Origin of the sequence: Allorhizobium borbori, assembly GCF_014196535.1 — a bacterium.
Classification (GTDB): Bacteria; Pseudomonadota; Alphaproteobacteria; order Rhizobiales; family Rhizobiaceae; genus Ectorhizobium; species Ectorhizobium borbori.
Map to the genome: position 1 here is coordinate 1 of NZ_JACIDU010000027.1, position 24,901 is coordinate 24,901.

The 24,901-nt window shown below is 62.3% G+C and carries 22 protein-coding genes and 1 pseudogene; 8 read left to right on the top strand and 15 right to left on the bottom strand.

What is annotated here, in order from left to right:
• Window positions 1–103, top strand: a pseudogene (locus GGQ66_RS21080) (IS110 family transposase); the annotation flags it as partial.
• A gap of 79 nt (window positions 104–182) precedes the next feature.
• Here the strand turns inward: GGQ66_RS21080 and GGQ66_RS21085 are convergent.
• The 5 genes from GGQ66_RS21085 to GGQ66_RS21105 all read right to left on the bottom strand — a co-directional run bounded on the left by GGQ66_RS21085 (window position 183) and on the right by GGQ66_RS21105 (window position 8,020).
• The gene (locus tag GGQ66_RS21085) at window positions 183–2,171 is read right to left on the bottom strand and encodes an ABC transporter permease (RefSeq protein WP_183795375.1); all 1,989 of its coding nucleotides are present in this window, start codon (window positions 2,169–2,171) and stop codon (window positions 183–185) included.
• Window positions 2,152–3,258 (bottom strand): quaternary amine ABC transporter ATP-binding protein, encoded by a 1,107-nt coding sequence (locus GGQ66_RS21090; protein ID WP_183795377.1) that lies wholly within the window; start codon window positions 3,256–3,258, stop codon window positions 2,152–2,154. The genes GGQ66_RS21085 and GGQ66_RS21090 overlap by 20 nt, the downstream gene beginning before the upstream one ends.
• 83 nt (window positions 3,259–3,341) lie before the next feature.
• Window positions 3,342–4,316, bottom strand: a complete 975-nt coding sequence (locus GGQ66_RS21095; RefSeq protein WP_183795379.1) for an ABC transporter substrate-binding protein — start codon at window positions 4,314–4,316, stop codon at window positions 3,342–3,344.
• A gap of 360 nt (window positions 4,317–4,676) precedes the next feature.
• The gene (locus GGQ66_RS21100) at window positions 4,677–7,118 is read right to left on the bottom strand and encodes a GcvT family protein (RefSeq protein WP_183795381.1); all 2,442 of its coding nucleotides are present in this window, start codon (window positions 7,116–7,118) and stop codon (window positions 4,677–4,679) included.
• Window positions 7,115–8,020, bottom strand: a complete 906-nt coding sequence (locus GGQ66_RS21105) for a phosphotransferase (protein WP_183795383.1) — start codon at window positions 8,018–8,020, stop codon at window positions 7,115–7,117. The genes GGQ66_RS21100 and GGQ66_RS21105 overlap by 4 nt, the downstream gene beginning before the upstream one ends.
• A 316-nt stretch (window positions 8,021–8,336) precedes the next feature.
• Here GGQ66_RS21105 and GGQ66_RS21110 point away from each other — a divergent pair, with 316 nt between their 5' ends.
• Window positions 8,337–9,092 (top strand): DeoR/GlpR family DNA-binding transcription regulator, encoded by a 756-nt coding sequence (locus GGQ66_RS21110; protein WP_183795385.1) that lies wholly within the window; start codon window positions 8,337–8,339, stop codon window positions 9,090–9,092.
• A gap of 198 nt (window positions 9,093–9,290) precedes the next feature.
• Complete coding sequence (locus tag GGQ66_RS21115; RefSeq protein ID WP_183795387.1) at window positions 9,291–10,040, top strand: pentapeptide repeat-containing protein; 750 nt, start codon at window positions 9,291–9,293, stop codon at window positions 10,038–10,040.
• Window positions 10,041–10,168: 128 nt separating this feature from the next.
• Here the strand turns inward: GGQ66_RS21115 and GGQ66_RS21120 are convergent, their stop codons facing one another.
• Together GGQ66_RS21120 and GGQ66_RS21125 are read right to left on the bottom strand one after the other, a co-directional pair.
• On the bottom strand, window positions 10,169–11,536 hold the full coding sequence (locus GGQ66_RS21120; protein ID WP_183795389.1) for an ATP-binding protein: 1,368 nt from the start codon (window positions 11,534–11,536) through the stop codon (window positions 10,169–10,171).
• On the bottom strand, window positions 11,533–12,192 hold the full coding sequence (locus tag GGQ66_RS21125; protein ID WP_183795391.1) for a response regulator transcription factor: 660 nt from the start codon (window positions 12,190–12,192) through the stop codon (window positions 11,533–11,535). The genes GGQ66_RS21120 and GGQ66_RS21125 overlap by 4 nt, the downstream gene beginning before the upstream one ends.
• 134 nt (window positions 12,193–12,326) lie before the next feature.
• Between GGQ66_RS21125 and GGQ66_RS21130 the strand changes: the two genes are divergently transcribed.
• The 4 genes from GGQ66_RS21130 to GGQ66_RS21145 are packed head-to-tail and all read left to right on the top strand — an operon-like array spanning window position 12,327 to window position 16,270.
• Window positions 12,327–12,605, top strand: coding sequence for a PepSY domain-containing protein (locus GGQ66_RS21130; protein WP_183795393.1), 279 nt, complete (start codon window positions 12,327–12,329; stop codon window positions 12,603–12,605).
• Between the two features lie 48 nt (window positions 12,606–12,653).
• A complete protein-coding gene (locus GGQ66_RS21135) occupies window positions 12,654–13,124 on the top strand; it encodes a DUF2271 domain-containing protein (RefSeq protein WP_183795432.1) in 471 nt (156 codons plus the stop codon).
• Between the two features lie 16 nt (window positions 13,125–13,140).
• A complete protein-coding gene (locus GGQ66_RS21140; RefSeq protein ID WP_183795395.1) occupies window positions 13,141–15,339 on the top strand; it encodes a PepSY domain-containing protein in 2,199 nt (732 codons plus the stop codon).
• On the top strand, window positions 15,320–16,270 hold the full coding sequence (locus GGQ66_RS21145) for an FAD:protein FMN transferase (RefSeq protein WP_183795397.1): 951 nt from the start codon (window positions 15,320–15,322) through the stop codon (window positions 16,268–16,270). The genes GGQ66_RS21140 and GGQ66_RS21145 overlap by 20 nt, the downstream gene beginning before the upstream one ends.
• 187 nt (window positions 16,271–16,457) lie before the next feature.
• On the opposite strand, the gene GGQ66_RS21150 is transcribed toward GGQ66_RS21145, so the two are convergent.
• Genes GGQ66_RS21150 through speB form a run of 4 tightly spaced genes read right to left on the bottom strand, consistent with a single transcriptional unit; the run spans window position 16,458 to window position 20,071 of the window.
• Entirely contained in the window at window positions 16,458–17,234 is a 777-nt protein-coding gene (locus GGQ66_RS21150; RefSeq protein ID WP_183795399.1) for an ABC transporter ATP-binding protein, read from the bottom strand.
• 11 nt (window positions 17,235–17,245) lie between these two features.
• On the bottom strand, window positions 17,246–18,040 hold the full coding sequence (locus GGQ66_RS21155; RefSeq protein WP_183795401.1) for an ABC transporter permease: 795 nt from the start codon (window positions 18,038–18,040) through the stop codon (window positions 17,246–17,248).
• 21 nt (window positions 18,041–18,061) lie between these two features.
• The gene (locus GGQ66_RS21160) at window positions 18,062–19,045 is read right to left on the bottom strand and encodes an ABC transporter substrate-binding protein (RefSeq protein ID WP_183795403.1); all 984 of its coding nucleotides are present in this window, start codon (window positions 19,043–19,045) and stop codon (window positions 18,062–18,064) included.
• 36 nt (window positions 19,046–19,081) lie between these two features.
• Window positions 19,082–20,071, bottom strand: coding sequence for an agmatinase (gene speB, locus GGQ66_RS21165; RefSeq protein ID WP_183795405.1), 990 nt, complete (start codon window positions 20,069–20,071; stop codon window positions 19,082–19,084).
• Window positions 20,072–20,173: 102 nt separating this feature from the next.
• Between speB and GGQ66_RS21170 the strand changes: the two genes are divergently transcribed.
• The gene (locus tag GGQ66_RS21170) at window positions 20,174–21,103 is read left to right on the top strand and encodes a LysR family transcriptional regulator (RefSeq protein WP_183795407.1); all 930 of its coding nucleotides are present in this window, start codon (window positions 20,174–20,176) and stop codon (window positions 21,101–21,103) included.
• 3 nt (window positions 21,104–21,106) lie between these two features.
• On the opposite strand, the gene GGQ66_RS21175 is transcribed toward GGQ66_RS21170, so the two are convergent.
• The 4 genes from GGQ66_RS21175 to GGQ66_RS21190 are packed head-to-tail and all read right to left on the bottom strand — an operon-like array spanning window position 21,107 to window position 24,756.
• Entirely contained in the window at window positions 21,107–21,865 is a 759-nt protein-coding gene (locus GGQ66_RS21175) for an N-formylglutamate amidohydrolase (RefSeq protein ID WP_183795409.1), read from the bottom strand.
• Window positions 21,865–23,187, bottom strand: a complete 1,323-nt coding sequence (locus tag GGQ66_RS21180) for a glutamine synthetase family protein (RefSeq protein WP_183795411.1) — start codon at window positions 23,185–23,187, stop codon at window positions 21,865–21,867. The genes GGQ66_RS21175 and GGQ66_RS21180 overlap by 1 nt, the downstream gene beginning before the upstream one ends.
• Window position 23,188: 1 nt before the next feature.
• The gene (locus GGQ66_RS21185) at window positions 23,189–23,827 is read right to left on the bottom strand and encodes a cysteine hydrolase family protein (protein WP_183795413.1); all 639 of its coding nucleotides are present in this window, start codon (window positions 23,825–23,827) and stop codon (window positions 23,189–23,191) included.
• Entirely contained in the window at window positions 23,824–24,756 is a 933-nt protein-coding gene (locus GGQ66_RS21190; protein WP_183795415.1) for a MurR/RpiR family transcriptional regulator, read from the bottom strand. Before GGQ66_RS21190 ends, GGQ66_RS21185 begins: the two co-directional genes overlap by 4 nt.
• Window positions 24,757–24,901 lie beyond the last annotated feature (145 nt).

Here is a 24,901-nt window from a genome sequence, read left to right on the forward strand (position 1 = left end):
AAAACCACCAAAGGTCGCCATCACTGCCATCATGCGAAAACTCATCGTTCTCGCTAACGCACTGCTGAAAAACAATCGCAAATGGACCCCAAAACTAGCTTGATCAAAACGGATACTCCAACGTCTTGCTTTCACGCATCTTCCGGACATGACATCCGATCAAGCTCTCACTGGATCACGCGTTAGTGGACACGTTCGCGCCGTCTTGCGGCCATCGCTCCGAAAAGCCGGTCGGCGACGATGCCGATGAAGGCGATGGCAAGACCGGCGACGATGCCACGCCCGGAATCGGCCTTGGAAAGCGCAATGAACACTTCCTGCCCGAGATCGCGGGTGCCGATCATGGCGCAGATGATGATCATGGCAAGCGCCATCAGGATGGTCTGGCTGACACCGAGCATGATTTCCGGCAGGGCGACCGGCAACTGCACCCGCCAGAGGATCTGCCGTCTTGTGCAGCCCGAAACCAGCGCCGCCTCGATCAGTGTCGGCGGCACCTGCCGGATGCCGTGATTGGTGTAGCGAATGGCCGGCACAATGGCGAAGGAAACGGTCGCGATCATGGCCGTGACATCACCGACGCGAAACAGCATCACAACAGGAATGATAAAGCAGAAGGACGGCAACACCTGCAGCGTGTCGATGATCGGTGTCACGATCTTCTCCACCCGGTCGCTGCGGGCCGCCATCAAGCCGATCGGGATGCCGATGAGGCAGGAGAGCACCACCGAAATCCCGCAGAGATAAACGGTCGCCATGGTCTTTTCCCACAGGCCGGCGAAGGCGCAGAACGCCGTCAGCCCGCCGACGATCAACGCCAGCCGGGAACCGCCGAGTTGATAACCGGCAAGCCCGACCAGCGCCACGGCGCCCAGCCAGGGAAACCCCTCGCAGATCGCGCGCACCGGATTGAGCACATAGAGGATGAGACTGACGCGGAACGCCTCGATCACGTCGAAAAGATTGACCGTGACCCAGTTCAGCGCGTCCTTCCATAGCGGTGCCGTCGTCAGTGTCATATCCTTCGGGATGGCGGCAAGCGCCGGGATGTAGAGACTGCCGAGCGTCGTCACGACCAGCGCCGCGATGGCGAGCGTCAGATGGATATGCCGGCGGTAGAAGGGTCGCGACGCCAGGTCACCCGATTTCTTTGCCTGTCCGCTGGTGGCCATGGCCTGGCTGAGACGATCCAGCGCAATGGCGAGCGCGACGATGGCAAGACCTGCCTCCATCGCTTCCCCCACCTTGAGCGCACGCAGCGCCAGAAGCACGTCATAGCCAAGTCCGCCGGCGCCGATCATCGAGGCGATGATGACCATGTTCAACGAGAGCATGATGACCTGGTTGACGCCGACCATCAGTGTTGGCCGCGCGGAGGGCAGAAGCACCTGCCAGAGTTTCTGGCGTGGCGTACACCCGGCCATGTCGCCAAAATCGCCGAGATCGGATGGCACCCGCGACAGGCCCAGCATCGTGGCGCGCACCATTGGCGGCGTCGCGAATATGGCGGTCGCGATCATTGCCGAAACCGGGCTGTTGCCGAAGAGCAGCAGCATCGGAATGAGATAGGCGAAAGTGGGGATGGTCTGCATCAGATCGAGGACCGGCGAGACGAGAACCCGGTCGACCTTCGGATTGCGCCACGCCCAGATGCCGATCACGACCCCCGTGACGATGCAGGCCGGAACGGCGATCGCGATGAGCGCAAGGGTCAGCATGGCGCTCTGCCATTTGCCGAAAAGCGCGATGTAAAGGAAACAGCCTCCGACCAGCGCGGCCAGTCGCCTGCCGCCGAAGGCGTGGCCGGCCAGAAAGGCGGCAATGCAGACGCCAAGCCAGGAGAGGCGGGGAAAGATGACGGCGTTCGCCCCGGCGCCGAATTTCAGGTTCTTGGCGAAAAGTCCCAGCGCGAAGTCGAGCGGCACGCCGAGAATGTCGGTGATCGAACGCGTCAGCCAGCTTATGTTCGCCTTCAGCCAGACCATCAGCATCGTCATGCCATCGGAAAAAGGAATGACGGTATCGGCCCGGAAGGTGACGGCGGAGGGAAACTCGTCGCGCAGCAGATAAAGCCCGAAGACCGCCACAAGCGCGCAGCCCCATATGGCCGGCCAGCTTCTGACAAGGCGCTTTATCCCGGCATCGGGCAGATCAGAGGTCAGGATAGCCATGAACGCTCCCCTCTTCCGGAATGCCGGCCAGCAAGGCCACGACTGAGCGCGGCGTCACCTCGCCCAGGATCTGACCGGCGGCATCGACGACGGCAAAAGGCTTGCCGACCCTGACGATATCAGCGGAGAAGGTGGCGACGCGCGCATCCGGCGCAACCGTTCCGCCATAATCGGCCCCCGTTGCCGGACGCATGAGCCGCCGGGCGGATACGACCTTGGAACGCGGCACATCGCGGGTAAACTCGGCGACATAGTCGGTGGCCGGGTTCAGCACCAGTTCTTCGGGCCGGCCGATCTGGATGACCTGCCCGTCCTTCATGATCGCAACGCGATCCGCCAGCCGGATGGCCTCGTCAAAGTCATGGGTGATGAAGATGATCGTCTTGTTCAGCACGGATTGCAGGCGGATCAGTTCATCCTGCATTTCGCGGCGGATGAGCGGATCGAGCGCCGAAAAGGGTTCGTCGAGAAACCAGATATCGGGTTTGGTGGCGAGGCTGCGCGCGATCCCGACGCGCTGCTGCTGCCCGCCGGAAAGCTCACGCGGATAGAAATGTTCGCGGCCGCGGAGGCTGACGAGTTCGATCATCTCGCGGGCGCGCGCCGTGCGCGTGGCCTTGTCCACGCCCTGTACCGCCAACGGAAAGGCGATGTTTTCGAGGACGTTGAGATGGGGCAGCAACGCGAAATTCTGGAACACCATGCCCATGCGGTGGCGGCGCATCTCGATAAGTTCGGCATCGGAGACCTTGAGAAGGTCCTTGCCCTCGAATTCGATGGTGCCGAAGGTGGGGTCGATGAGGCGTGACAGGCAGCGCACCAGCGTCGACTTGCCCGAGCCGGACAGGCCCATGATGATGAAGATCTCGCCTTCGTGGATATCGAAATTCACATTGCGGACGGCACCAACAAGATTGGCCTTGGCAATATCATCGACGCTGGCGATCCCGTCGCGGGTTTCGAGAAATTCCGTGGCGTCAGGGCCGAACAGCTTCCACACCTTGCGGCATGACATTTTCACGGGCCGTGGCTGCGCAGCGCTCGCAAGGGGCGCGGCCAGACCGCCGATATCGGCAATCGTGTTCATGGATAGGATCCTCGACGTGCTGTTGTCAGGAAGAGGCGGCCCTTCGGAATGGAGAGCCGCCGCACAGTCTCCGGCTTCGGGCGTTATTGCGCCCAGGCCTTCCATTCAGCCTCGTGCTTGGCGATCCACTCGGCAGCAACGTCTTCCGGCGCCTTGCCGTCAAGATCGATCTCACCGCTCATGGCGTTGAGTTCGGCGGTGTCGATCTTGTAGTTCTTGGCCAGCTTGTAGGCGACGGGCCACTTTTCCTGCATGCCCTTCCAGGCATATTTGAAGATGTCGCCATGCGGCTTGCCGCAGTCATAAAGCGCGTTCGGGTTCACGCCCCACTTCGGGTCCGTGTAGCATTCCTTGGTATATTCCGGGAATTCGACCCATTCGCCCTTATACTTGGCAGGGGCCCAGTGCGGCGAATAGACCCACAGGATGATCGGCGCCTTGCGCTGGTAGGCCGAGTCGAGTTCGGCGAACATGGCGGCATCGGTACCGGCATGGATAACGGTGAACGGCAGGCCGAGTGAGACGACACGTTCGTCATCGAAGCCTTCCCAGGTCACGGGACCACCGACGTAACGGCCCTTCGGCGCGGTCTCCGGCGTCGAGAAGGCGCTCGCGCAGGCCGGGTCCTTCAGCGCTTCCCAGTTTGGCAGGCCCGGGCATTTTTCCTTCATATATTCCGGAAACCACCACTCTTCCTTGGCCTTCGGACCCAGCGGGCCGAGGTTTTCGGTCAGGCCCGTGGCATCGGAGGCGGCCATGGCTTCGCCAGCGGTCGTCGCCCAGAATTCCATACCGATGGTCAGGTCACCATTGGTGAGACCGGTGGTCAGGCTCGAAAGATAGTCGGCGGTCGGATACTCGACCGTGTAGCCGAGCTTTTCGAGAATGCCGCCATAGATCTTGGCGTTCAGGTTGACGCTCGTCCAGTCGAACAGCGCAACCTTGATCGGATCGCTGGATTCGGGTGCCTGGGCATGGGCGGCGGCTACGCAGGAGGAGGCCATCGCAAGCGCGATCGCTCCCATTTTCATTTTCGTCAGCAGTCTCGTCGTCAGCATTTTTGTGGTTCCCCTTTGGACACTGCATGCAAATGCTTGCCGCCATGGTCTCGGGTATGGGATTGCCGCACCGGCCTGCGCCGTTGTGGCCCCTGCATTCCCAATGGCGTCGCAGTCCGCGGGCGACCCCTGATGCAAAGCGATTCTGGCGTCGCTTTCCGAATTCACGTTGTCGTGATTTTTCGTATAAGGAATATGATTGTACTGACAGGAATAATTCAAGCGAAAATTTCGACGTAGCTCACATTTTTTTGAATTGCCACCTGCCAATACACACAGTGCTCAAGTCACAAGCACAAAGAACCTTCCTCCCGCCGCAAGTGCGGCGAGCCTGAACCTTTCCAGCAATGGAATCCGGGCTTATGCCTTTATTTTCATCATGCCCGGATCATAGAGCGGCGCGAGATGAAGTGTGGCCGGAACACGCTCGTCCGCCACCACCAGTTCATAGGTTCCGCCCTCGAGAAATTCATCGCTCACGCCGTCGGCGTTACGCACATAGCCAAGACCGATATTCGCCCCGACAGTATAGCCGAAACCGCCGCTCGTCAGATAGCCGACCGGCTCACCATCGCGCAGAATGGTCTCGCGCCCGACAAGCACCACATCGGCATCGGCAACGGTGAAGGTAACAAGGCGCTTTTTCAGCGGCGCGCCTGTAACCTTTTCCAGCGCCGCACGGCCGAGAAGCGGCGTCGCCTTCTTCAGCTTGACAGCCCAGCCGAGGCCGGCCTCGAATGGCGTATCGTTCGGCGTGATATCCGAACCCCAGGCCCGGTAACCCTTTTCAAGACGCAGGGATTCCATCGCACGATAGCCGACGGGCTTGAGGTCAAAGGGCTTGCCCGCCGCCATCAGCGCATCGAACACCTCGCCGGCGGCATCGATCGGCATATGCAGTTCCCAGCCGAGTTCGCCGACATAGGTGACGCGCAAGGCCCGCACAGTGTGACCGGCGATGGCGACTTCCCTGACATGGCCGAAGGGGAAGCCGGCATTGGAGACGTCGGCATCGGTGACGGCCGACAGAATGTCGCGCGCTTTCGGGCCCATCAGCGACAGCGTGCCCCATTCCTCGGTAATATCGCGAACGGTTACATCGAGCCCGGCGGGAATATGATCGGTGATCCAGCCGAGATCATGGGTCCGGAAGCCAGTGCCCGTGACGATGTAGAACAGATCGTCGGCGATCCGGGCCACCGTCAAATCGGCCTCGATGCCGCCACGGGTATTCAGAAGCTGCGTATAGGTCAGGCGACCCGCCGGGCGCGAGACATCGTTGGCGCAGACCCACTCCAGCGCCGTGACCGCATCGGGACCGGCCAATTCGTACTTTGCGAAGGAGGACTGGTCAAAAAGACCGGCCGCCTTGCGCACATGGGCATGTTCCTCGCCGACCGGTCCGAACCAGTTCTGCCGGCCCATCGAATAGATATCCTTCGGCTCCGTGCCCGCAGGTGCGAACCAGTTCGGCCGCTCCCAGCCCAGCTTGGAGCCGAACACTGCGTTATGCGCCTTCAACCGCTCATAAATCGGCGACACGAGACGCGGGCGTCCGCTCTCATATTCCTCGTGCGGGAAGCCGATCGTGTAGTGTTTTCCATAGGCTTCCAGCGTGCGGTCTAGCACCCATTGCCGGTCGCGATGCAGACCCGAGAAGCGGCGGATATCGACCGTCCACAGATCGAGCGGCGCCTCGCCATCGACCACCCATTGCGCCAGAACCCAACCCGCGCCGCCACCGGATGCGATGCCGAAGGCATTGAAACCCGCGCCGACAAACATGTTCGGGCATTCCGGCGCCACACCCAGAATGAAGTTGCCGTCCGGCGTGAAGCTCTCGGGTCCGTTGATCATCTGCTTGACACCGGTCTTTTCAAGGATCGGCACGCGCACCATGGCTTGTTCGATATGCTGTTCGAAATGATCGAAATCGTCATCGAACAGGCGGAAGGCCCAGTCGTTCGGCAGGTCGTCGGTCATCCACGGCTTGGGATTGGGCTCGTAGCCGCCCATCACCAGACCGCCAACCTCTTCCTTGAAGTAGGTACGGCGGTCGGGATCACGAATGGTCGGCGCGTCGGTCGCCAGTCCCTCGATCCTGTCGGTGATGATGTACTGGTGCTTGACGGCCTGCAGCGGCACGTTGATGCCAGCCATCGCCCCCACCTGCCGCGCCCATTGCCCGGCACAGTTGACGACCTTTTCGCAGGCAACGTCGCCAAGCGTCGTCTTGACCTTGACGATACGGCCGTCCTGCATTTCGAAGCCGGTCACCTGCACCTTCTCGACAATCTTCGCGCCATGCATGCGTGCGCCGCGCGCCAGCGACTGGGTTATATCGGAAGGGCTGGCCTGCCCGTCGGTCGGCAGCCAGCTTGCGCCGACGAGATCATCGACATTCATGAGCGGCCACATGCGCTTCACCTCTTCCGGTGAAACGAGATGCATCTCCATGCCGAAGCTTTTTGCCGTCGTCGCCAGCCGCCGGAACTCGGTCCAGCGGTCCTGATTGGTGGCAAGGCGCAGGCAACCCGTCATCTTCCAGCCTGTCGCCAGGCCGGTTTCCGCCTCCAGCCCCTTGTAGAGATCGACCGAATATTTCAGCACACGGGTGATCGAAGCGGACGAGCGCAACTGCCCGACGAGACCCGCGGCATGCCAGGTGGAACCGGAGGTCAGCATGTCCTGTTCCAGAAGCAGTACATCCGCCTTGTGATCGCGGGCCAAATGGTAGGCTGTGGAGCAGCCGATGATGCCGCCGCCGATAACGACGATCCCGGCGTGGGAAGGCAGGGTCATGATGAGAATTTCCCGTAGGTTTCGGTATAGGAGGAAAGTGCGGCTTCAAGCCGCTCGAGATTTTCGGTGGTGTAGGCGACGTAGTCGGCACCTGGAGCGGAAAGATAAAGTTCCGACACCATGCTCCACATCGCCTCGCGCAGCAGCGATGCGCATTGCATCGCCGCCATCGACCGGCGGATGGCGGGTGCCGGCTCGGCACCGAAATAGGCGGTGAGGAACTCCTCCGACTGCTCCGCCGTGAACCCGGCATTCGAGGATGCGCCCGCCAGATCGAACATCGCAGTGGAAAAACCCGCATATTCGAAGTCGATCAGCCAGAGCCGCTCACCATCATCGAGAAAGTTCGACGGCAGGAGATCGTTGTGAGCGAACACGACAGGCAGCGGCGCCTGTGCGGCTTCCAGTTCGGTGGCAAGGGTCAGATAACGGGTCAGTTCCGGCTTCATGCGGCTGCCGCCGGCATCAAGCGTGCGGGCATAATCGCGGATGACGTGAAAGGCCCAGAAGATGAAACCGGCCCCCGAGACGTGATGCGGCATCGCCGCATGAAACCGCCGCAGAAGCTCGGCCACCCGCAAACGCTCGGCCACCACATCCGCAGGCGAAAAGGTTCTGGCCTCCAGAAAGGTGGCGACCATCACACCGGGCTCGGCGTATTCAACCTTGGGTGCGAAGCCGGCTTCATGCGCGGCCCGCGCGCTCATCAGTTCCCGATCGCGATAGACATGGTGAAACGGGTAGTCCTTGCCGAACCGCACCACATGCCGGCCTGATGCGTCGGTCACCACGAAACTGTCATTGCTTAAACCACCCTTGAGCGGTTCGAACGTGACGGGGCCGTTCCAGCACGGAAGCCGCGCAATGCGCGCTTCGGGCGGTGCAGCCGGACTTTCGCTCATCTCGCCATCTCCCGGTTGCCTAGGTCGGTCAGCCACATAGCGCACGAACAGGCGTTCGCACGGCCTTGCAAAAGGCCGCCCGGTCCGGGTTCGTCGCGCCGGCCTGAAGACCGTCGCCATCATTCAGCTTGAGCGCCCCGCCGTTCCCCGTTTTCTTATGGCTTCAACTACCGAGCGCGCAGCCCTATGACATGCGAGGCGGCGCGGCTTGTCAATCCGGTTTTGTGGCTTTTTGTGTTTTTATGCCCGTTTTCGTGGCTGCGGTTGCGGGACGCTCCTCTTCCCATTAGGATCGCGTGAAAGAGGATCAACCGGAATGCAGCCATCGAAACGCCACCGCGATATTTTTCGCTTGCTTGAGCGCGACGGCACGATTGCCATTTCCGAACTTGCCCGCGTTCTCGACGTCTCGCTGGAAACTATCCGTCGCGATATCAAGCCCCTCGTGGATGAGGGCAGCGTCATGCGCCTGCACGGCGCTGTCAGCCTGCCCTCGGAAATCGGTGAAGCGCCCTTCGAAAAGCGCATGCGCGAGAACAGCGAGGCGAAGAAGGCCATCGCCGCCGCCGTCGCCGCCACCATCCGCGACGGCGATTCCATCATGCTCGATACCGGCACTTCGACCAGTTTTCTTGCCCGTGAATTGCACGGCCATCGCCGCCTGACGGTCGTCACCAATTCCTCCGACATTGCCCGGACACTGGCGACCGTCAACGGAAACCGGGTCTACATGGCCGGCGGCGAGTTACGCAGCGATAACGGCGCGGCCTTCGGCTCCACCGCCATCGAATTCATCAACCGGTTCAACGTCACCCATGCCGTCATCACCGCTGGCGCGATCACGCCGGACGGGATTGCCGATTACGATCTGGAAGAGGCGGAATTTGCCCGCAACGTACTTTCCCGCGGCAAGCGAAGGCTTGTCGTCACCGACCACAGCAAATTCTCGAAGCCGGCGCTTGTCCGGGTCTGTGGCTTCGACGGCATCACCACACTGGCCACAAACCAGCCGCCGCCGCCCGATATCGCCGAAGCGATCCAGGCCGCAGAAGCCGAATTGCTGATTGCCTGAGAATGTTCATGCCGCCTCTGCATTGCGGCAGCGGCCGGCACACCGCATCGGCTCGTGACGGGAAGGCAAGATTGCGATAGAATTGTTAAGATGTGGCGCTAACCTGTCATTTGCCTGTTTTCACGGCGTCGATGGCTCACTAGATAACAAGGAGAAAATGCGCCATCGCGCATTGACCTTCGGTTTCGGAGCGGTGTCATGACCGGTTTCAATTATGGACGCTCGTTGCAAAGGCGCATCCTGGCCGCTGCTGCAATGACCGTGCCCCTGCTGATTGCGGGAGCATCCGGGGCCGCGTTTGCAGCCGACTGTCGGGGCGGTCCACAGCCGGGCGCTGACTGGAGTGGCTGCAAGAAGTCGATGCTGGTCATCCCCGGCAGCCAACTCGACAATGCCAACCTCGCGAAAGCCGATCTCAGCTTTACCGATTTCCGCGGTTCATCTCTGAAATCCGCGGACATCGAAAAGGCGAAAATGATACGCGCCTCATTTGCCGAGGCCGATCTTCAAGATGCCAATCTCAGCCGCGTCGAGGCCTACCGTGTCAATTTCAACGGTAGCACGGCCAACGGCGCAAAGTTCACAAACGCCGAGGTTCAGCGCGCCGATTTCCGCGGTGCGAAGCTGCGTGACGCCGATTTCACCAAAGCCGAACTCGGGCGGGCAGATTTCCGCGGAGCGGATATTACCGGCAGCCGCTTCACCATGGCCAACCTTGCCCGCGCGCGCGTGGCCGGTGCCGCATTCAGCGGGCCGATCGATTTCGACAATGCCTTCCTGCTCCTGACCCGTCTTGATGGCGTCGATCTTTCCGCAGCCACCGGTCTCGTTCAGGAACAGATCAATCTGGCTTGCGGCGACAACAAGACGAAACTGCCGCCGGGCCTAACGGCCCCGGCGCATTGGCCCTGCGCCGACGAGGTTGACGACAGCAACGATCCGGATTGAGTGCCGCCGACCGGACCTCGCATTCCGATACGATCCACCCATCGCTTCGGGCGCCTCCATATAGAGCGGAACCGCGGCATAGATCGACCACAGGCTTTCACTCCAGCCGGCAAGCACAAGCAGCGGAATCAGGCCAGCGGGATCGTGACCTTCACCTCCACGCCGTCCTTGCCGATTGCACGGGGCGAGGTGACGCTGATATCCGCGCCGGCCCGGTCGCAAATCACCTTGACGATGGACAGCCCAAGCCCGATCCCGCCAATCTTGCCGTTTCCGCGTTCGAAACGGCGCATCAGCTTTTCCATCGCCTCAGGCGGCAGCACCGGCCCGTCATTGGCCACCCGCAACACACCATCGGCCTCCAGCGCCACGTCGACACGACCGCCGTCCGCCCCGTGTTTCAGGGCGTTTTCGATGAGATTGCGGGCAAGGATCCCGACCGCATCGGGATCAAGCAACGAGGGGACCGGCACATCAGGGACGCTTGAGACAATCCGGGCCTCTCCGGCGCGGGCGAAATCCTGAATGACCATTTTCAAGACCATGCGGAGGTCGGAGGGTTCGTCGGCGCGCAGACGCCCGCCTTCGGCCCGGGCAAGCTGCATCAGTTTTTCCGACATTCGCATCAATCGCTTCAGCGTCGTCTCGATTTCCGCCGCCCGCTGGCCAGTCTGCTCTTCCTGCGTTTCCGAGCGGATGCGCTGGGCCTGGGCAATGGCACCGGCCACCGGCGTTCGCAGTTCGTGCGCGGCATTGGCCGCAAAGCTGCGTTCGGCATTGAAGGCGGCCTTCAACCGTTCGAGAAGCTGGTTGATCCCCGCCGAAATCGGGCTGAGTTCGCTCGGCAGGCCACCATCCGGCAGTGGCGAAAGATCCTGCACGCCGCGATGGGCCAGATCCTGTTGCAACACCTGCACCGGGCGCAGCGAGCGGCGCACGGAATAAAGGATTGTCAGCAGGCTGATGGGAATGACGACGAGAAGCGGCGCGAGCAGGCCGAACAACATCTTGCGCGACAATTTCTGTCGTTGTTCTAGCGGTTCGGCGACAGCGATCGTCAGGTTCCGATCCGGGCTTGTGTCGTAATAGAGGCGATGGGTGGCGGTGCGCAGGAAGCCACGCTTCTCGAACGCCGGAAAGATCGCCGCATCGGCATTCCTCGAACCCAGCAGAATCTGCCCATCCCGGTCCCGGACGATGAAGGTTACATCCTCGCCGTAGCGCGCCTCGCGTCCGATGCGCGCCGGGCGGGCATCGTCGTCGTCCTCATCATCGTGACCCGGAGGGGCATCCTTGCGCTGACGCCCCTCGCGCAGATCGTGCCGGATGATCGGCAGAATGCGCTGGGCGGTGGCTTTCAGCCCGTCGTCGAACACCTCTTCCATTTCCCGCCCCACCCGATGCGCGGTGACAGCGGCGGCCGCGAGCCACAGCAGCGTGACAGACAAACCGATGGCGATGGCGAGCCGCGCCTGAAGCGATGTAAACATCCTCATGGCCGGCCCAGCCTGTAGCCGAGGCCGCGCTCGGTCTCGATAACGGAAGCGCCGAGCTTCTTTCTGAGACGGCTCACGTGCACCTCGATGGCGTTGCTGTCGATTTCGGTATCGAAAGAATAGAGGCGCTCTTCGAGTTGCGCCTTCGAAAGAAGCTGACCGGGGCGTTGCAGAAAGGCTTCGAACAACACCCATTCCCGCGCCGTCAGAATGACCGGCTTACCGTTGGCCCGCACATTGCGGGCCGCAATGTCGATTTCCAGCGGCCCGAGCGTGATGATCGGGTTTGGATTGCCGGTGTAGCGGCGCGCAACCGAGCCGATGCGGGCGGAAAGTTCGGCCAGATCGAAAGGCTTGACCATGTAATCGTCCGCACCGGCATTCAACCCGGCAATGCGGTCTGACACCTGATCGAGCGCCGTGAGGATGATGACCGGCGTCACGTCGCCCCGCGCCCTCAGCGCCCGCAGGAAGGGAATGCCGAGCCCATCAGGCAGCATCAGGTCGAGCAGCACGAGATCGAAGGCGGCGGCGGCAAGCGCATCGCCGGCACGATCCAGCCGCTGAACCCAATCGACGGAATGGCCATCGGCGGCGATCTGGTCGCGAATGGCCGCACCCAGCGCCGTGTCGTCCTCGATCAGCAATACGCGCATATCCGCTTCTCCTTTTGCCTGAAACCGTAGTCCACCCGCCAGCTTACGGGAAGCTGAAGCAGGAAGGAGCAATCCGTCAGGTCGCCGTCAGTTTACCGCGGGATTGATGACCCCGACAACGAGAGGAAACGATGATGAAGACCGGCATCCTGCCCATACTGGCCCTGACCATTCTGGCCACCTCGCCCGTTCTGGCCTTCGCCGATTGCGATGCCCCGACCGGCGAGTGGAAATCCCGCGAGGCGGTGCGTGAACTGGCCGAACAGCAGGGCTGGTCGCTGAAGCGCATCAAGATCGATGATGGCTGCTACGAGGTCTACGGCACAGACAGCGCCGGTCGCCGCTTCGAGGCAAAGATCGACCCCGTAACCCTTGAGATCAGGGAAATCGAGGGCCGGCACGGCCGCCGCTGATTTCACAATCCCCTTTTTCCCACACCACTGCAGGAGAACCCCATGCGACTGAAGTCCCTTTTCGCCATGCTCGCCGTCACCACGGCGCTCACCATTCCCGCCTTTGCCCAGGCCGGTCAGGTAACCCTGAGCACCAACATGCGCAACTACGGCGGCGACGGCGCCTACCTCGCCTATTACGTGACGGATGCGCAGGGCAAATATGCCGGCAGCCTGTGGATGGCGGGCGGCAAGGCGAAATATTACGAGCATCTGAGCGGCTGGTATCGCGCCTCCGGCGGAGATACCGGCGAAATCAGCGGCATTTCCGGCGCCAGCGTCGGTGCGGGACGCTCACTCAAGATCACCGTCGATCTGGCCGATACGCTGTTCGATGCAGGCTACCAGTTACACATCGATTCCGCCGTGGAAGACATGCGCGACAGCCCGAACGAGATCGTCATTCCGCTAACCTCGGCCGGCTCTGGCCAGACGGTCAAGGGCACCCGCTACATCGCCGATTTCAGCTACACACGTTAAGGACAGGTCATCCATCATGATCCGGTCTCTCCACCGCTGGTTCGGACTTGTTGCCGCCGGGCTTCTCATCGTCATCGCACTGAGCGGAACCGCGCTTTCCGTCTTCCCCGCCGCCGAAGTGTTCGGAACGCCCGCCGCGCAAGCCATCAGCGTTGCCGAACTTGCCGCGCGTGTACAGGCCGCCGAACCTTCGGTGGAGCAGATCCGGCGAGCACCTTCCGGGCGCATCACCGCCTATTATTTCGAAGGCGACCAGCCTGCCTCCGCCATCATCGATCCGGCCACCGGCCAGCCGGCCGGCAGCGCCGGCACGTCCAGCCTGCAACGGCTGCTGACCAACGTCCACCGCTCGCTTCTGCTCGACGATACCGGCCGGCTGGTGACGGCTGGCGGTGCGGCAGCGATGCTTCTCCTGTCGGTGTCCGGCCTCTTCGTCATGGCACGGCGTGCCGGAAGCTGGCGGGGTATTCTGAAGCCGGTGCGCGGCAAGGGTAACGGGCGTCTGCACACCATCGTCTCACGCCTTGCCCTGCCCGGCCTCTTTCTCTCTGCCCTCACCGCGCTGTGGATGACCGCCGCCACATTCGACATTCTGCCGGAAGGGGCCGGCGCACCACCCTTCCCCGCCACGGTCAGTGGCGAAACGCATGTCCCGGTCGCGTCGATAGCCGCCCTTCAGGCCATACCGCTGGAGGAACTCAAATCGCTGAATTTTCCGGCGGATGGTGACGCGACGGATGTCTTCACCGTGAAGACGGAGCGCGGTCAGGGCTACATCGATCAGGGCAACGGCGCGCTTCTCGCCTGGAACGACGCCAACTGGGTCGACACGGTCAATGATACCGCCGCCATGCTGCACACAGGTCAGGGCATGGCCTGGCTCGGGCTTCTTCTCGGCCTTTCCGCCCTGGGTGTGCCCGTGCTCGGCTGGACCGGTGTCAAGGTCTGGCTCGACAGCCGTCGCGACCGCAAGAGAGCCTCCATTGCCGCGGGCGAGGCCGACACCATCATCCTCGTCGGCAGCGAGGGCGGCACGACCTGGGGCTTTGCCGAAACCCTGCGTGGCACGCTGGCTGAACAGGGCTTTGCCGTTCACGTTGCCGCCATGTCTGCCTTCGCGCCGGAACGCTGGACGAAAGCGAAGCGCCTGCTGCTGCTTGCCGCCACCTATGGCGACGGCGAAGCTCCGACATCTGCCGCAGGCTTTCTCGAGCGTTTTGCCGGTGCGCCGGTGCGCCCCGACCTGTCGCTGGCGGTGCTCGGGTTCGGCGAACGAACCTTCCCCGCCTATTGCGGCTTTGCCGCGAAAATCGCCCGCGAGGCCGAGGAAAAGGGATGGACCGTGCTCACCCCCTTCGAGACGGTCGACCGCCAGTCGCCGCAGGATTTCGCCCGCTGGGGCCGGGCACTGGCGCAGGCGCTGGGGCAGGATTTCGAACTGAACCACCAAACCGTTGCGCCGAAGCTCTGGACCCTGACGCTCGTTTCCCGCCGCGATTACGGCGCCAATGTTCAGGCAACAACCGCCATCCTGCGCTTTGCCCTGCCGGTGCCTTCGCTCTGGCAGCGGCTGACGGGCAAGGGCCTGCCGCGGTTCGAAGCCGGCGATCTCATCGGTATCGTGCCCGAGGGCTCCGACCTGCCACGCTTTTATTCGCTGGCCTCGGGCGCGAAGGACGGCTTTCTGGAAATCTGCGTGCGCCGGCAGGCCGGCGGGCTTTGCTCCACCCGATTGACGGCGCTGGAACCTGGTGAAACCGTGACGGCCTTCATTCGCCCGAACCCGGCGTTTCGCCCGGCGCGCGGCCGCCAGCCGATCATCCTGATCGGTGCCGGCACTGGCATCGGACCGCTTGCCGGTTTTGCCCGCGCCAACCGCGCTCACCAGCCGATGTACCTCTATTTCGGCACCCGCCACCCGGCAAGCGATGCGCTCTATGCCGAGGAACTGGCGGACTGGAAGGACGACGGACGGTTGACCTCCGTTTTCACCGCCTTCTCCCGCACGGCGACACCGGCCTATGTTCAGGATATCCTGCGCAGGGATGCAAGCCGCCTTGCCAAGCTGATTGCCGCCGGCGGACAGGTTCTCGTTTGCGGCGGGCGCGACATGGCAGCGGGCGTCGCCGCCGCCCTTGCCGATATTCTTGCTCCGCAAGGCATGAGCCTTGCCAGCCTGAAAGCAGAAGGCCGCTATGCCGAAGACATTTACTGATCTCACCCGCCACGCCCTCAACGGGCCAACCATGGGCACCCGCTGGTCTGCCCTGTTCCACATGCCGCGCGATTTCGACACCGGCGAAATCCGCGCCGCGCTTGAAAAGGCCGTGGGCGACGTGGATCGGCAGATGTCCACCTGGAAGCCGGAAAGCGACCTCAATCGCCTGAACGCGGCAGCGCCCGGCGCATGGGTGGACCTGCCGGAGAACCTCATGGCGGTGCTCGATGCCGGGCTGACCATCGGTCGCGCCTCCGGCGGCGCCTTTGATATCGGCCTGGGCGATGCCATCGTCCCCTGGGGCTTCGGCCCGGAGCAGGCGAGTGAAGCCGCGATCAAAGCCGCCCGCGTTGCGTCACGCAGCCCTGCCTACGACCTGCTGGAACTCGACCGCGCCAACCGCAAGGCTCGAAAGCACGCGGCCATGCGCTTCGATCTCAACGGCATAGCCAAAGGCTTCGGCGTCGACCGGCTTGCGGAAACCGCTCTCCAACACGGCGTGACGGCAGGTCTCTTCGCCATCGACGGCGAACTGCGCGCGCTCGGCACCCAGCCCGATGGCCGTGGCTGGGCCATCGCCATCGAAACGCCGGACCGCAAAGCCCGCGCGGCGCACTCGATCCTTGAGCTTCAGGATGCCGCCATCGCCACCTCGGGAGACTACCGACACTTTGTAGAGGTCGACGGACGGTTGCTTTCACACACCATCGATCCGAAGCGCGGCATGCCGCTCCTCCAGTCTCCGGCCTCCGTCAGTGTCATCGCGCGCGACTGCATGAGTGCTGACGCCTGGGCGACGGCGTTCATGGTTCTGGGCGCAGAACGGGGGCTGCCGCTGGCCGAACAACTCGGTCTTTCGGCGTTGTTTCTCTGGCACGGCGAAGCCACAGGCGCAGGATGCGGGACGTTCGGTTTGCCACATAGCTGACCGCCCGTGATCCACTCGAAACCGTGCCCGGGATAAACAAGGTGCTTTCACCGGCATCATGCGCTTCGATCCGGTTTTCATCGCCTCGTTGCCGTCTCCCGCACTTGCGACTACCGTGACCGTCACTGCAGGGCGGGCCGGTCAGCACCGCCCCGTGAACCGTTCAATGCGTCATGGACGGCGAACATTACATCGCCGCCTTCAGCGCCTCATTGTGCATGAGTGACAGGATCTGCCGCTTGTAGCCCATGAACTCCTCGGAGATCAGCGTGTCGATGTCACGCGGGCGGGCGATGGTGTTGGCAATGGACGCCTTGATCCGTCCGGGCCGCGCCGTCATGACGTGGATGTCATCGCCGAGCAGGATCGCCTCGTCGATATCATGGGTGATGAACAGCACCGTCTTGCGCTTGCTCTGCCAGATTTCGAGAAGCAGTTCCTGCATCACCTGTCGCGTCTGGCTGTCCAGCGCGCCGAAGGGCTCGTCCATCAGCAAAATGCGCGGATCGTTGGCCAGTGCTCGCGCAATGGCGACGCGCTGGCGCATGCCGCCGGAAAGCTCTGTCGGGTAAGACCGGGCGAAATCCTTGAGATGGACGGCCTCGATCAGTTCGTCGGCAATCGCCGCGCATTCGCTCTTGGGGAGGCCCTTGAGCTTCGGTCCGAACATCACATTCTCGCGCACGGTCAGCCAGGGAAAGAGTGTGTAGCTCTGGAACACCATGCCACGCTCGCGCGACGGACCTTCGATCGGCCTGCCATCCAGCGTGATGCTGCCGCTTGTCGGTTCCTCCAGCCCGGCCACCAACCTGAGCAGGGTGGACTTGCCGCAGCCTGAGGGACCGACCAGCACCGAAAACGTGTCGTGAGGCACGGTCAGCGACACCTCGGCCAGCGCGGTGACGGGCGGCTTGCCCTTGGGTTCGAAACGGACCGAAACATCCTTGAGAGTAAGAAGGCTCATGGGGCGGCTCCTTAAAGATTGACCGACCACGGCAGCAGACGCTGGCGCAACCACTTGAAGAAGAAATCGGTGATCAGGCCGAGAATGCCGATCGTGAAGACACCGAGCAGGATGACATCGGTGAAGAGACCGCGCATGGCGTTGAGGATCATGTAGCCGAGGCCGCTATCGGCTGCGACGAGTTCCGCCACCACGAGATAGGTCCAGGCCCAGCCCATCGTCACACGCAAGTTATCCATGACGCCCGGCATGCAGGCGGGCAGGAGAACGCGCATCACGACCTGTCCGCGCCGGGCGCCCAGCGTGAAGGCGCAATCGATCAGATCCTTGCTGACGCGGGCGGACACGTCCGAGATCAGGATAAGCTGCTGGAAGAACGTTCCGAGGAAGATCACCATGATCTTCTGCTCGATGCCGATACCGATCCACAAGATCAGCAGCGGAATGAGTGCCGAGACCGGAATATAGCGCATGAAGCCGGTGATCGGTTCGAATATGGCCTGCACCGCCGGGAACGAACCCATGAGAATGCCGATGGGCACCGCCAGAACGGACGCGAGGATGAAGCCGGACAGGATGACCTCAAGGCTCGAGGCCATGTGTTCGAACAGCGAGAGATTGGCAATGCGGTGAATGGCGGCGGCCAGCACCTCGCCGGGCGTGGCAAGGAAATCCGGCGGCGTGAAACCGCCATAGGTGAGCAGGCACCACAGACCGAAAATGGCCAGCACCGATGCAACGCTCAACCCGACATAGGTGGTGCGGGGAATGGCGGTTTTCGGCGAGAAAAGCGATCTGGTCTTCATGGTGCCTGCTCCGTTCGTGGCTTACTTGACGATACCCGTCGCGATCATCGAGGCCGGTTCGGCCGATACCTTGAACAGGCCGGCTTCCTCGCCCAGCGTCTTTGCCTTGACGATGGTGCCGAGAATGCCATCGGCATTGGCCGGATCCATGAAGCTCTGGTTCATGGCGTTGTCGTAGAAGGCGATGCCGGCGCGGGTTTCGGCAAACACCTTCGGGTCTTCCAGCCAGCCGCCGACGCCTTTGGCCATGATCTTGTCGGCGTCTTCCACATGCGCCTTCTGCCAGTCGACAGCAGCGGCCCATGCGCGGTAAAGGCCCTTCATCGCCGCTTCCCGTTCGGAAAGCGTCTTCTTGGTCGTGACCATGACATCGGTGATCAGGCCGGGTTTCTGCGCGCTATCCACCAGAACGGAACCGTGCGGCGCGGCCTTGCCGCGGCTCAGCCACGGTTCCCAGGTCACGGCTGCATCCACCTTGCCGGCCACGAAGGCCGCACCGGCATCCCCCGCCGTCATGTTGAGCGACTGGACATCCTTCAGCGAAAGACCGGCGTCCTTCAGAAGCACGCTGAGAAAGAACTGCGACACCGAGCCCTCGGTATAGGCGACCTTCTTGCCCTTGAGATCGGCGACCGACTTGATGTCCTTGGTGGCGACGATGCCGTCACCGCCACGGCTGTCGTCCACGGCGAAGAGATAGGTCATCGCGTGTTCGGCGGAGGAAAAGCCCAGCACCGTGTCGATGGTGGTCACGGCGGCATCGATACGCCCTGCGGCAAGCGCCGGCATGCGGGTCTTCACGTCTTCCATGATGATGAGATCGACATCGAGACCCTCCTTTTCGAAAAGGCCTTGCGACTTGGCTATGAAGAGCGGGCCATAGCCGACCCAGGTGGACAGGGCCACCTTGAGCTTTTCAGCGGCAAGCGAGGGCGAGGCAAGGCCAAGCGTCGTGACGACGGCCAGCAGGGATACGCGAAGGCGGGAACGGGTCTGCTTGTTCATGCGTGGTCTCCAGATTGAGGGGCTTGGGAGGAAGGATCAGGCGGATTTGCGGGTGGCGGGCGAGGCCGCAAGCACACAGAGAAGTTCGAACATCATGGAAATACCGACCCAGGCGGTGCCGCCGGCCGGGTCGAAGGGCGGCGAAACCTCGACAAGATCGGCGCCGATCAGGTTGAGGCCGGCCAGTTTGCGCACCATGCGCTGCGCCTCGCGGGTGGAGAAGCCACCGACTTCCGGCGTGCCGGTGCCCGGCGCCACCGAGGGATCGAGGCTGTCGATATCAAAGGTGACATAGGTGGGAAGGTCGCCGACAATGGCGCGGGCTTCCGCCATCACGTCATCGACGCCGCGTTCCTCGAATTCCTCGATGCGGATGATGCGCACGCCCTGTTCAAGACCCCAGGCCACGTCGCTGCCGTCATACATCGTGCCGCGAATGCCGATCTGCACCACCCGCTTCGGATCGAGATAGCCTTCCTCGATGGCACGGCGGAACGGCGTGCCATGGGTGTATTTGAAGCCGCCGAAATAATCGTCGAAAAGATCGGTATGGGCATCGAAATGGATCATGCCGACCGGACCGTCGGCGGCAAGAGCCTTGAGGATCGGATAGGACATGAGATGATCGCCGCCGGCGCTGAGCGGCGTGATGCCGCGCGCCTTGAGCCCGGCATAAAAGCCGGTGATGCGGGTCAGCGCATCCATCACATCGGCCGGGTTGACCGGGCTATCGCCGAGATCCGCCACGTTGCAGATTGTATAGGGGTTCATGCCGGTGGCCGGATGGATCGGGCGCAGCATGGTCGAGAGATCGCGAAGCTGGCGCGGCCCGTGGCGCGTGCCCGGCCGGTTGGTGGTGCCGCCATCCCACGGCACGCCGACAATGCCGATATCGACGGCATCGATATCCGACGCGTCCAGACCGAGCAGCGGCAGGCGCATGAAGGTCGCCGCCCCGGCATAGCGCGGGGAATCAAAGGCAGAAACGGGTTGAAAGCTGCGGCTGGACGGTTTGGAAGCGGTCATTTTTGGGCTCCGGACAGGATCGAGTGCCCTGACGTTGCCATAGAGAGAAACGTCCGATAATATCGAAGTTCAAAACTAAACGTCCGATTTTACAGACGCATCATGTCCCAGCACATCCCCCCGTTGAGCGATGTCGATCTACGGCAATTGCGGATTTTCCGCTCCGTGGTCGAGAATGGCGGCTTCACCCATGCGCAGGAAGAACTGGGCATTGCCCGCTCGACCATCAGCGCCCAGATGGCGGCGCTTGAAACCCGCCTCGGCCTCACACTGTGCCGGCGCGGACGGTCAGGCTTTGCGCTGACCGAGCATGGCCAGAAAGTCTATGCGGAAACGATCAAGTGCTTTGCCGCGCTCGACAGTTTCCGCAGCGAAGTGGGCGTGATGCGCGGGCGGCTGGTGGGCGAACTGCGTATCGGCGCAGTGGACGCCGTAGTCGGCAACCCGCGCTGCGCGATCCATGCCGCCATCGCCGCATTCAACCGGCAGGTTCCGGATGTGCATGTGACGCTGCTCGTCGTTTCGCCCAACCAGATTGAAAACGCGCTTCTCAACCGGCAGATGGAAATCGCCATCGTGCCGAACCAGCCGATGAATGCGGCGGTTCATCTCCAGCAGCTTTTCCACGAGGAGCAGAACCTCTATTGCGGCGCGCAGCATCCGCTATTTACAGCGGATGCCCGGCAACTGACGCTGGAACGTATTGCCGAACAGGCCCATGCCCGGCGAGGTTATGCGATCGCCACCGGCTATAGTTCGCTTTTTGCGCAAACGCCGATTGCAACCGCCTATTCGATGGAAGGGCTCGCGCACCTCATTCTGAGTGGACGCTATGTCAGCTTTCTGCCGAAGCATTATGCCGGGCAATGGGTTTCAGCCGGCAAGATGCGGGCGCTGCGGCCCGATTTGCTGAGTTTCAAGATCGCACTCTGTCTCGCCCATTTTCCGGTCAGCACGCTTTCCGAAATCGCCCGCGTCTTCCGCAATCACCTGATCGAAGCGCACAGGCCGAAGGTTGCCGAACCGGCCTAGCGATCAGCGAAGACAGTCGAGCGCCCTCGCCGTGCGAACCGCCCAGGCCTCAATGCTATCATCATCGCCCAGAAGATCCTGACGGATCTCCAACAGGAGCGCGGGAATGTCACGATCCTCGCCATGAACGGGAATGGTGTAATCGCTCTCCCGGTCGATGACATAGGGCACATTGGTTCCGGCAACGATGCCTTCTTCCGCGGCATAGGCGGCGGCCAAATGCTCCGCGAGCAGCCGGTCGCGACCAAACAGAACGCCCACATGCCATGGCCGCGCCACCCCATGAAAAACAGGCGTGAAGGAGTGGACCGCAATGATGAAACGGGCGCCGCCCGCCTTCTGCCGGTCATCGATCAGCGCCGAAAGCGCCGTATGATAGGGCGTGAACATCCGTTCCACCCGGCGCTGCCGTTCTGTGGATGAAACGTCTGCATTCCCGGGAATGTCGGTCGCTTCCGAGCGCTGAGGTATGCTCGACGGCACGCCTGGCGGCCGGTTGAGATCGATCAGCAGGCGCGAGTAACCGCTCAAGATGGCCGGTGCGTCGAGGAGGGCAGAAAGCCGCTCGGTAAGCGCAGCGGCACCGATATCCCAAGCGATGTGACGACAGCGGTCCTCCTCCGACACACCAAGACCGGCATACTCAGCGGGCATGTGGTTGGACGCATGCTCGCAGGTCAGAAGAAAACGCGAGGGCCCGCAAGCGTTCAGCACGCGGAAGGGGGCTGGCCAATCGGCAAGCGGGGATGAAACAGATGGCATCAATAGCGGTCCCGATACATGGCGCAAATCGTATCCGCCGTATTTCCGTCCGCGATTTTCAGTTCTTCGCGCTTAACGCCGAGATAGGTTTCCTCGAAGACGGGAGGAAACCACGACCGCACTGTTTCGTCGGCCTGATAGGCTTCGATGGCCTCCTGCAGGCTGCCGGGAAGACGGTAAAGGCCGAGACTGACACGCTCATCCGCTGAAAGAAGCGCGGGATCGCCGGAAAAGACAGGCGGCGCTGGCAATTTCTGACGCAGGCCCTCAAGGCCAGCGCGGATCAGGACGCCGAGCGAGAGATAGGGATTACCCGTGGCATCGGCGGCCCGGTACTCAAGATTGAACTGGCCAGCGGGATCCTTGCCGCCAAGCGTCAGTACCGGGCAGATGCGAAGCGAGGCCTCGCGGTCCTTTTCGCCGAGCCATGTCCAGGCAGCACTCCAGTAATGGGGCTGGAGGCGGTAATAGGAAGACGGACCGGGCGCGGTGAACACGGTGAGCGCCCGCATGTGACGCAAGATGCCGGCGGCAAACGAACCGGCAGCCTGCGAAAGCCCGTGCGGATCGTTGGCATCGTATGTGGCGGGGTTGCCTGCGGCATCGACCAGCGAGACGTGAATGTGTACGCCGTTACCGACACCGGCAAGGCTGGTTTTTGGTGCAAAGCATGCCCGCCAACCCCGGTTAGCGGCGATTTCGCGAACGATCTCGCGTATCGCCACGGCCCGATCGGCCGCAGTCAACGCATTGGCCGGGCCATGCGTTACCTCGAACTGGTTGTCGCCATATTCGGCAAGGAACATTTCCGGATCAACCCCAGCCTGCTCGAGCGCCAGAAGCACCGTAGAGGCGAAGCCATCGGCCCGGCGCAGTGCCCGGACAGAAAAGGGATGCGCCGCTTCAAGCGAGGCCCCGCTGACCTGAAATTCCTGCTCGAAAGCCGAGATGACCGAAAGCCCGGTCTCGGCTTCCAGATCCTCGATGGCCCGCTTGAGAAAGCTGCGCGAGCAACACGACCAGGGCGCTCCGTCAAGCTCGACCACATCGCCCGGCACCATCACAAGCGGCGTGGCGGCACCCGTCGCATCGGTGAAGAAAACGGCGTCGAGATCCGGCAGGATGCGCAGGTCGCCCGCCGAACCCCAGGGATTGGGATCGGCGATCACGTTGAAGGGCGTCAGCGAGATGTTGGCGGGCACCCAGCCAATGCCGCCGGCGCGGTATTTTTCCAGCCGGTCGAACCGCACCGGACGGCCACGGGTGATGGCCGTGAAATCGGTGGTGACAATGCTGGCGAGCGTGGGCAGGTCGGCGCTCATTTCAGGCCTCCATCGTGGCGAACTTGGCGATAACCGCTTCGGTATCGGCAAGGTGGCAATAGCCGCCGAAGGCGTTCAAGGCGCCCTCGTGCCGTTCCGGGGTAATGCTCGCGCAGGCATCCGAGACACAAGTCACGAGAAAGCCGCGGTCGGCACCGTCGCGCACCGCCATGTCGACGCACTGGTCTGTCAGCACACCGCAGACGACGAGATAACGGATACCGAGATTACGCAGCAGATAGTCGATATTGGTGGAGTTGAAGACGCCGGAGGAGGTTTTCGGCAAAAGGATTTCATCGCCCTTCGGACCGAGATTTTCGGGCGGCAAGCCTTCCGGCAGATCGGGTGAGACATGGATCGGCGTCAGCTTGTGATCGAGTGAGCGGTCACGGCCATCCCGGGTCAAAGACTGGATGATGGTGTGCAGCACCTCGACACCGTTTTCGCGGGCAGCCTTCAGCAGCTTTTCGGTGTTTGGAATGGCAACTTCGTTGACCTGACGATAAAAATAGTGGTCCGGGCCGCGTTCGGGATGGTGGGGATCGAGCCCCGGCTCCAGCCAGATGCGCTGCATGTCGACCAACAGAAGGGCCGTCTCACCCTTGCGGAAAGGGGCGTCGCGACGAATGTCAGCGCTCATGGTTCGTTCTCCTCGTTCTTGGACTTGGGTCCGGGAAAATCGCGAAAGGGCAAGGGCTCGTCGCCTTCGCGGTCGATGGTAACGGCATTATCCGAGCGAATGGCCTCCAGCCGCTCGATGCGCGCGCGCGCCGAACGGCCGATTCCGGCCAGTAGCTGGGCCGTCAACGCCTCCAACTGGGCTAGCGCCGGCGCCATCGTGTCAAACGGGCTTTCCGCCTCCAGAGAGCAGGTGAAAACCACCTCCGCCTTTTCCGCCAGCGGCGATTTCCACGGGTCGGTGAACAGCACCAGCCGTCCACCCTGCGCCAGCACCTGATGACCGTAGCGGATCGTATCGTTCTGGTAGCGGCGATAATCGAACACGATCAGCACGTCGTTGCGGCCAAAATCGACCAGTGCGTCGATGCTGCGGGCGTTCACCTCGCCAAGATCGGTCACATCCTTGCGCAACTGCGACAGATAGCCGGCCAGCATACCGGCCAGATGCCGGCTGAAACGGCCGCCGAGCAGGTAGACCTTGCCCTTGGCTTCCATGATGAGCTTCGACGCCTTCTCGAACAGGGCATCGTCCCCCGGCGCTGCCATGCGCGCCAGTGCATCGGATACCGAGGCGAGATAGCGTTCCGCCGCCGACTGGCTGCCGCTCAAGGGGCGCTTCGCCTCCATCATCAGGAGCGGCGAGTGAAGCCGGGCTTCGATTTCGTTCAGCAACTGTTTCTGGAACTCGCCGAAGCCCTGAAAGCCGAGCTTGGCCACAAGCCGCAGAACAGTGGGATCGGAAACGCCGGCCCGGCGCGCGAGCGCGGACGCCGAGCCCAGGCCCGCCGACGGATATTCGGTCAGCAGCACGGCCGTGATGCGCTCCTCGGCCTGCGTCATGCCCGGCCGGGCGTCGATGAGCATATCCCTGATAGTCGGCTGCACCATGAAGCGAGGGTCTCCAAAATGTAGAGATCACTACATACGTGCATTTTTATGTCAATAATGAAGAGTTGTTGACATTGCCTGTTTTTCGTTCTTAGCTCACGGAAAAGGCAAAATGGGAACAGTTGGGCGGTGAAGCGTCGCGTGG